Below are 10187 nucleotides of genomic sequence, written 5' to 3' on the forward strand. Positions count from 1 at the left end.
GCGCGGTGCCGGTCAGCGGGCGGGCCGTCGTCCGCCGGGGGTGCCGGCGGGGCGGGTCACCAGCCCGTCGCGCCCTCGTCCGCGAGCGCGCTCCAGGCCGGGGCGGCGGGCGCGGGGGGAGCGGCGTCGTGGCAGGCGAAGCCGAGCCGGGTCAGTGCCCGGCGCATCTCACCGGTGGTGAAGTCGCGCCGGTTCTGCCCGGTGATCACTTCCCCGACCTGCATCACCGGGTAGACACGGCTGCTGATGGTCACGGCCACGCCTACCACCGGTTCGGGGGCGATGCCGTTCAACGACTGCTCGACCTCGCTCTTGGTCAGGTCGAAGGGGAATCGGGCGATGACACAGCGCATGGATGCCTCCACAGGGATAGGGGGTGCAACACCGGAGGGGCCGCTACGAGTCGCTCCCGGACGCGGGCCGCCGCCCCCGCCCGCCACGGCTCCGACCGGTTCCTTCACGGCCGCTGCCGCTCCGGCCGCTCGCTTCTCGGCCGCTCCCGCTCCGGCCGGTTCCGTCGCGACCGCCGCCGCTCCGGGCTGTTCCCTTGCCCCCGCCGGTGCCGGGGCCGGTGCCCGCGTCGGGGCGGGTGCCCTTGCCGGTGCCGGGGCTGGTCGCCGAGCGTTCGGTTCTGCCGCGTCCGCCGTTGCGCCGGGTGCCGGTGCGGCCGGGCGCGCCCTTGCGGCCGCTCGGTGCGGCGGCCGGTGCCGGGACGGTGAGGGTGAGGGTGACGGGCACGCCAGACGGGGTGCGGGCGCCGGTGATGCGGTGCAGTTCGGGCTCGCCGGGGCGCACCCGCGCGGTGCGCGGCGTGATGCCGGCGTCGGCCATCAGCCGGTCCATCTCGCGGCGCTGGTGCGGCAGGACGAGGGTGACGACGGTGCCCGACTCGCCGGCGCGCGCGGTACGGCCGCCGCGGTGCAGATAGTCCTTGTGGTCGCCCGGCGGGTCGACGTTCACGACGAGGTCGAGGTCGTCGACATGGATGCCGCGGGCGGCGACGTTCGTGGCCACCAGCACCGTGACCTTCCCGTCCTTGAACCCGGCGAGCGTCCGGTTGCGCTGGGGCTGGGACTTGCCGCCGTGCAGCGCCGAGGCGCGCACCCCGACGGAGAGCAGATGCGTCGCCAGCCGGTCGGCGGCGCGCTTGGTGTCCAGGAACATGATCACCCGCCCGTCGCGCGCGGCGATCTCGGTGGCGGTGGCGTGCTTGTCGTCGTCGTGGACGTGGAGCAGATGGTGCTCCATGGTGCTGACGGCGCCCGCGGACGGGTCGACCGAGTGGACCACGGGGTCGTGCAGGTAGCGGCGTACCAGGAGGTCGATGTTGCGGTCCAGGGTGGCCGAGAACAGCAGCCGCTGGCCGTCGGCGTCGACCTGGTCGAGCAGCGCGGTGACCTGCGGCATGAAGCCCATGTCGGCCATCTGGTCGGCCTCGTCGAGGACGGTGACCGTGACCTGGTCGAGCTGGCAGTCGCCGCGTTCTATGAGGTCCTTGAGGCGGCCGGGCGTGGCGATGAGGACCTCGGCGCCGCCCCGCAGCGCGCTCGCCTGACGGCCGATGGACATACCGCCCACCACTGTGGCGAGCCGCAGCCGCAGCGCGCGGGCGTAGGGGGTGAGCGCGTCGGTGACCTGCTGGGCCAGTTCCCGGGTGGGGACGAGGACCAGGGCGAGCGGCTGCCGGGGCTCGGCCCGCCGGCCGTTCAGCCGGGCCAGGACGGCCAGACCGAAGGCGAGCGTCTTGCCCGAGCCCGTACGGCCCCGGCCGAGGACGTCCCGGCCGGCCAGCGCGTTCGGCAGGGTGGCCGCCTGGATCGGGAACGGCGTGGTGACGCCTTCGGCGCCGAGCGCGGTCAGCAGGCGTGCCGGCAGGTCGAGTTCGGTGAAGGAGTCGACCGCGGGCAGCGGCTCGGTGAGGGTGACCGGCAGGGCGAACTCCTGCGGTCGGGCGGCGGAGCGCGCTCCCGCGCCGCTCCTGCGCGCACCGGCGGGGCGGGACTGCTTCCGGCCCGCGTCCTGCGCGCGGAAGCGGCCGCCACGGCTGCCGCCGGTGGATCGGTTGGTGTCGGTCTCCGTGCGGAGGCGGCCGGAGCCGCCATGACCCCGACGGGTGCGGTTCATGAAGGAACCCTCCTCGATGCGGCGTATCGAGGAATTCCGTCCGGCGGCAGGGGCCGCGCGAGGATTCGCAAGAATGAGCCGAAGAAAATGCGAAAAGGCCCGCACCCCAAGAGTGCGGGCCTCAGTCGTTCAGTTCGCGTCAGCGTCAGGCGGGAACGATGTTCTCGGCCTGGGGGCCCTTCTGACCCTGCGTGACGTCGAAGGTAACCTTCTGGCCTTCCTGAAGCTCGCGGAAGCCGCTGGTGGCGATGTTCGAGTAGTGGGCGAACACGTCAGCGCCGCCGCCGTCCTGCTCGATGAAGCCGAAGCCCTTTTCCGCGTTGAACCACTTCACGGTGCCAGATGCCATATTGAATCTCCCTTGGGGGGCAGTGCCGGATCCGCACTTTACGGATCCGAGTCGCCGCGATGATCACCCCTCCGGAAGGATCCGGAAAGCTCTGCAAAGAAACAAATCTCTGGCAACCAAAACTGCAACTGCTATCACGCTAACACAGGCAGGGCCGCCGGCCCCCGTACGTTTTCGGCGGCGTGCGGGAATTCTCGATCCGCCGTGGCCCCTAATTCTGTAACGGCGGGACTAGGTATTTGCGCCGTGGTCGCCCAGCCTCCGGCGCATGTCCCGGTTGACCCGGAGGGTCGCGTCGAGCTGGTCCTCCAGGGAGACGATGCGGCAGGCGGCCTCGACGGGCGTGCCCTGGTCGACGAGTTTGCGGGCGCGGGCGGCGACGCGCAGTTGGCGGCGGGAGTAACGGCGGTGGCCGCCTTCCGAACGGAGCGGGGTGATCAACTCGGCCTCGCCGAGGGCGCGGAGGAAGGCGGGGGTGGTGCCGAGAACGTCGGCGGCCCGCCCCATGGTGTAGGCGGGGTAGTCGTCGTCGTCGAGATTCCCGGCGACGCGGGCGTTCTCAGCGGGCATGGCACCTTCGTTTCGGGGGCGCGGGAGGGGCCGTGACGCGGGCCCGGGACGACGGCGCGGCCCCCCGTGCTCCGCGCGCGATCCGGCACCGGGATCGTCCACCGGCTGCCTCGTGCGACAACCCTAGTACCGGCACCCTCGCAGATGTGTGCTCGCGACGACAGACTTTCACCGCGACGTGGCCCGGCGCCCCCACCACCCCGCGAGACGCACGACACCCCGGACGGACCAGTACCCACCGTCCGGCACCCACCCGCCCGGCGGCGCCACGCGCGGGTCCAGCGCCCGCCGGGGCGGCTACGCGCCGGTTCGGTACTCGCCGGGGCGGCTACGCGCCGGTTCGGAATCGCCGGGCGCGGGCTGCGCGGCGTGCGTGCAGCAGGGCTCGTCGATGTGGGTGCGTTCGCCCTGGGAGCGGCTGCTGTACAGCCATGGCGCGGCCTTGCGCGCGGAGCCGGTGGTGAGGCGGGTGTCGACGGTCAGATGGAGCAGCGTGCCGCATCCGTCGGCACCCGCGGGGTAGCTGCGGGGTTCGTCGCAGGGGAACACCCGGCGCAGGACACGGGCGACCCGCTGTGCCGTGGTGGGGTCCGCCGCGACGACCCGCACCTCGGCGAGCCCGGCACCCACGTGCGGGGCCCACCGGACCTCGGGGGTGCTGTCGACGTCATCGACGCGGCCGTCCCGGATACGCATTGGACGCCACCGCCCTCCACTACCGCCCCCCTGGCCAGTACATCCACGGTACGCCTGAGCCCGACCGAAGCCCCACAGCCTCCGGCCCGCCGCGCGCTGCCGCCCGCCCCGGCACCTGTCGGCCCAGCCCTCGTCCCCCTGCTCTCCCCCGTCCCGCCGCTGTGATCGTCAGTTGTCGGGCGTCAGTTGTCGGGCGGCGGGCGGCGGGCGGCGTGGTCAGTACGTCAGCGCGTCCTCGGCTGTGCCGAAGAAGCTGGTCACCTGGCTGTCGTTGACCGTGACGGGGCCGTCGGCGATCGGCACCGTGGCGGGGCTCTCGGCGGCGGAGAGGGCGATCTCCACCTTGTCGGCGCTCTTGCCGCCCGGCGTGTCGGCGCGGGAGAACAGGATCCCGGCGTACGCCTTCTCGCCGGAGTTCAGGATCCAGTCCTCGCCCGCGGGGCCCATGTGCTCGGCGGCGCCGTCGAGCCCCGGGATCGTGACGACCAGTTCGCCGGCCGGCAGCAGACAGGGGTCGCCGCTGTTGTTCGTGGCGGTCAGCAGCGCGTGGTTGACCGGCTTGGAGGCGACCGTGACCTTGTAGCTCAGGTCGGTCGTCTCGCACATGCCGACACCGCCGTCCTGGTCGTCCGTGGCGGGCTCCGACGCCCCGGGGGTGCCGTCGCTCCCGGAGGACCCGCCGCTGCCACCGCTCCCCCCGCTGCCGCCGGGGGCGTCCGTGGCGCCCTTGTCCCCGCCGGTGTCCTTCCCTGTCTCCTTGCCCTTGCCCTTGTCCTTGCCCGGAGCGGACGGGCTCGCCGTCGTGCTCGGGGCGGCCGCGTCCTGCTCGGCGTCCCCCTTGCACGCGGTCAGGGCCAGGACGCCCAGCGAGAGCGCGGCGAGTACGGCGGCGGTGCGGCGTGCGCGAACTGCGTGAACCATCGGAAGCCCCCCGAGAGTCGGAACGTTCCGGCGATGGTGCCCCATGGCGGACATGTTTCCGCCCCCGCGTACCGAGAGAGGGCCGTCCTCGGACAGGTTTGTGACAGTGTGACGGCGCCGATGGCCGGAAATCGCGCCCCCTTTGGCCCGGCGCACACCATATTCAGCCGTAATCGCACACCCGTACATCCAGGTCCTCGTCGGGCTGGTCCTAAAGGGCAACTCACTGCCCTTGGAGGACCCGATGCACCGACGCCTCGTCACCTCGGCCATCACCGCCGCCGTGTGCGGCACCACGCTGGTCGGCACCGCCACGACCGCCTCCGCCGCCCCTCAGAACGTCGACTGCCGCAAGGTGAAGTGCGTCGCGCTCACCTTCGACGACGGCCCCGTCACCGACAGCCGGCGCCTGCTGAACATACTGAAGGAGCGGGACGTCAGAGCCACCTTCTACGTCGTCGGCAAGAACGCCCAGAAGTACCCGGCGACGGTGCGCGACGCCTCGCTCGCCGGCCATCAGATAGGCAACCACAGCTGGGACCACGCCGATCTGACGAAGCTGAGCGCCGCGAAGGTCAAGTCGCAGTTCTCCCGCGCCGACGCGGCGATCAAACAGGCCACCGGCAAGAAGCCCACCACCGTCCGCGCGCCCTACGGCGCCCACAACGCGACCGTCCGCAGCGCCGCCGGCCGGCCGCTGGTGCACTGGAGCGTCGACACCCTCGACTGGAAGTACCGTGACACCGCCCGGCTGATCAGGACCGTCAACGCGGAGACCCGGCCCGGCGACATCGTCCTCATGCACGACATCCACCGGACGACGGTCGACGCCGTCCCCGGCATCATCAGGGCCCTCAAGGCACGCGGATTCCACTTCGTCACCGTCGACCAACTCTTCGCCCCGACCAAGCTGTCCGCAGGCAAGGTCGTCTACCACAACCGGGCCGCCTACCGCCCCTGATCCAAAGCCCCCGCGCGCGTGGCGCGTTGCCGACGAGATGGCCTCAGGGAGCGCCGACGCCCCGGTGGTGCTCCCGTGCGATCAGGGGACGCTCCCGGGGCATCCGCCGTCCGCCCTCTCGGGCGGCGCGGACCGACCCGACCGGGCGGGTTCCTCGACCGGCGCCCCGCGGCCGCGCCGGGTGCCGGAGGCCGAGTGGCTCCGGAGGTGTTCCGCGCGGGCGTCGCACCGCCCTGCGCGGGGCGCCGGCCTGCCCCCTCGCCCCCTCCGTCCCCCAGGGCCGCGCCCAACGGGCGTCACGCCGTTCGCCGTCGGATTCGCCCTCACCGCCGGCAGGTCCAGGGGGCTCCGCCCCGCGTCCGCGGGCGGACCGGGTCAGCGGTTCGCGGAGTCCAGGGCCGACTGGAGCGATCGGCGGTAGCCCTCGCTGGTGTAGGTGGCTCCGGAGACCGTGTCGATGTCGGCGCTCTGCGCGGTGAGGGCCTCCCTGGTCAGCCGCGGGACGGCGTACGAGCTGATCTGCCGGTCCCGGGGGCTGTCCGCGGGGAAGGCGAGCGCGGTGACGTCGGTGAGCCTGCCGTCCTTCACGGTGACGCGGACCCGCACGGGGCCGTAGCGGGTCCGCACGGTGTCCCCGGTGAGGGTGCGGGTGCCGGAGGCCGATCCGCTCGATCCGCTCGAACCGGTCCCTCCGTCCGACGCGCTCGCACCGCCGGACGCCACGGAGGACGGTGGCCCGGCGAGGAGCGGCGTCGTGTGCGGCTTCAGCGACAGCAGCAGCACGACCCCGGAGACGGTCGCGGCGCTCGTCAGCACGATCCGGCGCAGGGGACGGTTCTTCCTCAGTGTGTGCACATCGGCCTCACAGGTCGAAGGACTCGTGGTGGATACGGCGGTCGGGGACACCCGCGGCGCGCAGGGCCTCGTACACGGTCCGCGCGAACCCGTGCGGCCCGCACAGGTACACGTCGTGGGCGTCCAGGTCGGGCACGGCCGCACGCAGGGACCCGGCGGTCAGGTCCGGCCGCCGGCCGTGCGGACCGTTCGGCGCGTAGAGCACCCTCGCCCCGCGCCACCGGGCGACGGCCTCCAGCTCGGCGCCCAGGGCGAGGTCCTCGGCGGTGCGGCAGCGGTAGAGGAGGGTGACCTCCCCGGGCAGCGTCTCGAACAGGGCCCGCAGCGGGGTGATGCCCACCCCGCCCGCCACGAGCAGCGACCGGTGCGTCGTCCGCCGGTCCGCGGTCAGCGCCCCGTAGGGGCCCTCCGCCCACACCCGGGTGCCGGGTCGCAGCCGGGCGACGGCGGCGCTGTGGTCGCCGAGCGCCTTGACGGTGATGCGCAGCAGGTCCGGGCGCGGCGGCGCCGACAGGGAGTACGGCGTGGAGGTCCAGCGCATGCCGTCGGTGAGGAACCGCCAGCGCAGGAACTGCCCCGGCCGTGCCCCCAACTCGTGCAGCCGCCGTCCGCGGACCACGACGGAGTACACCCCCGGCGCCTCCCGGTGCACGGAGTCGACCCGCAGCCGGTGCCGCAGGTTGAGTCTTACCGGGGTCAGCACGCGGAACCACACCACCAGGGCCGCGGCGCCCAGGTACAGCGCGTACCAGGCGGCGCGGACCGCCGGGGAGCCGGTGAAGTCCGCGCCCAGGGCCAGCTGGTGGCCGAAGGCGAGGAACACCGCGGCGTACGTCATCAGGTGCGTGTAGTACCAGAACTCGTGGCTGACGTGTCGGCGCACCGCCCGTGCCGACACGATCCCGACCGCCAGCAGGAGGACCGTGCCGGCGGTGGCCTTGAGCATCTCCGGGTAGTCCAGGACCACGGTCAGCGTCTCGTGCACGAGGGAGGAGCCGTCCTGGGCGGCGTAGCCGAGCAGGGTCAGCACGACATGGGCCACCAGCAGGCAGATCGTGTAGCGGCCCGCCCTCGCGTGCCAGTGCGCCACGCGGTCCGCGCCGACGCGCCGCTCCAGCAGCGGGACCCGGGCCATCAGAGCGACGAGGACGGCGCAGGCGTACCCGCACAGCAGCCCGGTGATCCGCCCGGCGTCCGTCAGCAGGCCCGCGGTGCCCACCACCGTCTCCGTGTCCAGCCACCACAGGGCGAGCACGGCGGCGGCCCCGGCCCACAGGACGGCCGGTACGGCCCAGACCGGGAAGCGCCTGGGCGCGGGAGGTGCGGGGGGCGCGGGGGCGGCCCCCCGTCGTGCGTGCACCGTCGTCATCCGCGGCTCCTTTCGGCAGGGTGTCCGCCCTCACGGCCGGACGGGTCGCCACGGTGCCGGAGCAACCTCTGAGCCCGCTCTCAGCGCGCGGGCGGGGCCAGGGGCCTCGCCGCAGGTGGCAAGGGGTGCGGCCGGGACGGGGGCGGACAGGCGGCACGGCGGACTCAGAGCGAACTCAGAGGTCCGGGGAAGCGGCCCGGGCCGCGCGGAGGCCGCATCCTGGTAACCGAGATGAACACGCCCCGCCCGCGCGGCTCCGGCCGCCCCGCCCTGACCCGGACCGACGGCACCCCGCTCCGGGTCCTCGTCGTCGACGACGACCCCGACCTCGCGGAGGTCCTCTCCGGCGCCCTGCGCTACGAGGGCTGGGAGGTGCGCACCGCCGGGGACGGCGTCTCGGCGCTCGCCGAGGCGCGTGAGCTGCTGCCCGACGCCGTCGTCCTCGACGTCATGCTCCCCGACACGGACGGCTTCGCCGTGCTGCGTTCGCTGCACGGCGTCCGGCCCGACGTGTGTGTGCTCTTCCTGACCGCGCGGGACGCGGTCGAGGACCGCATCGCCGGGATCACGGCGGGCGGCGACGACTACGTGACGAAACCGTTCAGCCTGGAGGAGGTCGTCGCCCGGCTGCGCGGACTGCTGCGTCGCGCCGGCATGGCCCGGCAGCTGGAGGACGGGCCGCGGCTGACCGTCGGCGACCTCGTCATGGACGAGGAGGCCCGTGAGGTCACGCGCGGCGGTGAACTCGTCGAGTTGTCCCGCACGGAGTTCGAGCTGCTGCGGCTGCTCATGCGCAACCCGCGGCGCGTGCTCAGCAAGGCGCAGATCCTCGACCGCGTGTGGTCCTACGACTTCGGCGGGCAGGCCCATGTCGTCGAGCTCTACATCTCCTACCTCCGCAAGAAGGTGGACGCGGGACGCGAGCCCATGATCCACACGGTGCGGGGCGCCGGGTACGTGCTCAAGCCGGTGACACGGTGACGGCGGGGCCGCGGCGGCACCCCGCGTCCGGTGGCTCCGTGCCCGACCCTTCCGTGCCCGACCGTTCCGTGCCCGACCGTTCCGTGCCGTCCCGGCCCCGACGGCGGCTGCCTCGACCGCGCTGGCCGCACACGCTGCGGGCCCGGCTCACAGCAGGCCTCGTCGTGCTGCTCGCGATCAGCTCGGCCGCCGTCGGGGTGGCTGCTGTGGTCGAGCTGAACGGTTTTCTCACCGGCCGCCTCGACCAGCAACTGCGCGAGGCGGGCGTGCGGTTCCCCGCGAGCCTGGAGCACGGCGGCACCCCGCCCTCCGACCACGACGGCGACGAGGACGGCGACACCCGACGCCAGGCCGCCGGGACCTTCGGGGCACGGCTGGTCGGCGACACGGTCACCAACGCCGCCGTGGTGGCCTCCGGCAGCGGCACGGGCACGGTCACCGTCCGGCTGGGTGCCCGGGACCGGAGCAGGCTCGCGGCGCTGCCGGCCGACGGCGCCGGGCACAGCACCGACCTCTCGGCGCTGGGCGACTACCGCATGATGGCGACCGCGGGCCGGGACGGCGACGTGCTGATCACGGGGCTGCCCATGGAGCCCGTGGAGGCCGCCGTCCACCGGCTGGAACTGGTCGCCGCGGTCGTCCTCGGCGCGGCCCTCGCCGTCGCCGGAGTCGCGGGCGCCCTGTGGGTGCGCTGGTCCCTCCGGCCGCTCAGCAGCGTGGCCGCGACCGCCACCCGGGTCAGTGAACTGCCCCTGTCCAGCGGCGAGGTGACCCCCGCGCCCCGCGCGCCCGAGAGCGACCCGCGCAGCGAGGTGGGACGGGTCGCCGGCGCCTTCAACGCGATGCTCGGCCACGTCGAGGACGCGCTGACCAAACGGCACGCCAGCGAGGAACGGCTGCGCAGTTTCGCCGCCGACGCCAGCCATGAGCTGCGCACACCCGTGGCGTCGATCCGCGGCCACGCCGAACTGGCGCTGCTGCACCCCGGACCGGTGCCGCCCGAGGTGGCGCGGGCCCTGGAGCGCATCGAGGCCGAGGCGGCCCGCATGGGCGAGGTCGTCGACGATCTGCTGCTCCTCGCCCGGCTCGACGCCGGCCGCCCCCTGGAACGCCTCCCCGCCGACCTGACCCGCCTCGTCCTGGACGCGGTGACGGACGCGCAGGCCGCGGGCCCCGGACACCGCTGGACGCTGGAGCTGCCCGAGGAGCCGGTGACGGTGCCGGGCGACACGCACCGCCTCCATCAGATGCTGGCCAACCTGCTGGCCAACGCGCGCCTGCACACGCCCGTCGGCACGACGGTGACGGTCTCGCTAGAGACCGTCCCGCCGGGGACCGGGGGCGGGACGGTCTCTAGCGAG

General features: G+C 73.8%; 11 protein-coding genes. 3 read left to right on the forward strand and 8 right to left on the reverse strand.

The features are described from left to right. Positions 1 to 56: 56 nt before the first annotated feature. The 6 genes from AOK15_RS37590 to AOK15_RS37615 form a co-directional block, all read right to left on the reverse strand. Positions 57 to 353, reverse strand: a complete 297-nt coding sequence (locus AOK15_RS37590) for an SCO5918 family protein (protein ID WP_055523237.1) — start codon at positions 351 to 353, stop codon at positions 57 to 59. A gap of 43 nt (positions 354 to 396) precedes the next feature. Beyond that, on the reverse strand, positions 397 to 2124 hold the full coding sequence (locus AOK15_RS37595; RefSeq protein WP_055523239.1) for a DEAD/DEAH box helicase: 1728 nt from the start codon (positions 2122 to 2124) through the stop codon (positions 397 to 399). Between the two features lie 145 nt (positions 2125 to 2269). Then, positions 2270 to 2473, reverse strand: coding sequence for a cold-shock protein (locus tag AOK15_RS37600; protein ID WP_007383480.1), 204 nt, complete (start codon positions 2471 to 2473; stop codon positions 2270 to 2272). A gap of 231 nt (positions 2474 to 2704) precedes the next feature. Then, positions 2705 to 3043, reverse strand: a complete 339-nt coding sequence (locus AOK15_RS37605) for a helix-turn-helix domain-containing protein (protein ID WP_055523241.1) — start codon at positions 3041 to 3043, stop codon at positions 2705 to 2707. A gap of 297 nt (positions 3044 to 3340) precedes the next feature. Continuing rightward, positions 3341 to 3739 (reverse strand): hypothetical protein, encoded by a 399-nt coding sequence (locus AOK15_RS48665; RefSeq protein WP_063799105.1) that lies wholly within the window; start codon positions 3737 to 3739, stop codon positions 3341 to 3343. A gap of 216 nt (positions 3740 to 3955) precedes the next feature. Further along, positions 3956 to 4660 carry a DUF4232 domain-containing protein gene (locus tag AOK15_RS37615; RefSeq protein WP_055523242.1) on the reverse strand — a complete coding sequence of 235 codons (705 nt, stop codon included), beginning with the start codon at positions 4658 to 4660 and terminating at the stop codon, positions 3956 to 3958. Between the two features lie 244 nt (positions 4661 to 4904). Between AOK15_RS37615 and AOK15_RS37620 the strand changes: the two genes are divergently transcribed. Next, positions 4905 to 5621: a polysaccharide deacetylase family protein gene (locus AOK15_RS37620; protein ID WP_055523244.1), complete on the forward strand. Its 717-nt coding sequence runs from the start codon at positions 4905 to 4907 to the stop codon at positions 5619 to 5621. A gap of 375 nt (positions 5622 to 5996) precedes the next feature. Here the strand turns inward: AOK15_RS37620 and AOK15_RS37625 are convergent, their stop codons facing one another. Then, positions 5997 to 6476 carry an FMN-binding protein gene (locus AOK15_RS37625; RefSeq protein ID WP_055523246.1) on the reverse strand — a complete coding sequence of 160 codons (480 nt, stop codon included), beginning with the start codon at positions 6474 to 6476 and terminating at the stop codon, positions 5997 to 5999. 7 nt (positions 6477 to 6483) lie between these two features. After that, positions 6484 to 7845 (reverse strand): ferredoxin reductase family protein, encoded by a 1362-nt coding sequence (locus AOK15_RS37630; protein WP_055523249.1) that lies wholly within the window; start codon positions 7843 to 7845, stop codon positions 6484 to 6486. Positions 7846 to 8076: 231 nt separating this feature from the next. On the opposite strand from AOK15_RS37630, the gene AOK15_RS37635 reads away from it, so the two are divergent. Both AOK15_RS37635 and AOK15_RS37640 read left to right on the forward strand, forming a co-directional pair. Next, positions 8077 to 8826: a response regulator transcription factor gene (locus tag AOK15_RS37635; protein WP_055523252.1), complete on the forward strand. Its 750-nt coding sequence runs from the start codon at positions 8077 to 8079 to the stop codon at positions 8824 to 8826. An 83-nt stretch (positions 8827 to 8909) separates the two neighbouring features. After that, a partial coding sequence (locus AOK15_RS37640; protein WP_055523254.1) for a sensor histidine kinase occupies positions 8910 to 10187 on the forward strand: 1278 nt, incomplete at its 3' end.

The organism is Streptomyces ossamyceticus (assembly GCF_001418475.1).
GTDB classification, from domain to species: domain Bacteria; phylum Actinomycetota; class Actinomycetes; order Streptomycetales; family Streptomycetaceae; genus Streptomyces; species Streptomyces ossamyceticus.

Coding starts and splice junctions, on each gene's coding strand:
- AOK15_RS37590 (WP_055523237.1), bottom strand. CDS start 353: ATGCGCTGTGTCATCGCCCGATTCCCCTTCGACCTGACCAAGAGCGAG.
- AOK15_RS37595 (WP_055523239.1), bottom strand. CDS start 2,124: ATGAACCGCACCCGTCGGGGTCATGGCGGCTCCGGCCGCCTCCGCACG.
- AOK15_RS37600 (WP_007383480.1), bottom strand. CDS start 2,473: ATGGCATCTGGCACCGTGAAGTGGTTCAACGCGGAAAAGGGCTTCGGC.
- AOK15_RS37605 (WP_055523241.1), bottom strand. CDS start 3,043: ATGCCCGCTGAGAACGCCCGCGTCGCCGGGAATCTCGACGACGACGAC.
- AOK15_RS48665 (WP_063799105.1), bottom strand. CDS start 3,739: ATGCGTATCCGGGACGGCCGCGTCGATGACGTCGACAGCACCCCCGAG.
- AOK15_RS37615 (WP_055523242.1), bottom strand. CDS start 4,660: ATGGTTCACGCAGTTCGCGCACGCCGCACCGCCGCCGTACTCGCCGCG.
- AOK15_RS37620 (WP_055523244.1), top strand. CDS start 4,905: ATGCACCGACGCCTCGTCACCTCGGCCATCACCGCCGCCGTGTGCGGC.
- AOK15_RS37630 (WP_055523249.1), bottom strand. CDS start 7,845: ATGACGACGGTGCACGCACGACGGGGGGCCGCCCCCGCGCCCCCCGCA.
- AOK15_RS37635 (WP_055523252.1), top strand. CDS start 8,077: ATGAACACGCCCCGCCCGCGCGGCTCCGGCCGCCCCGCCCTGACCCGG.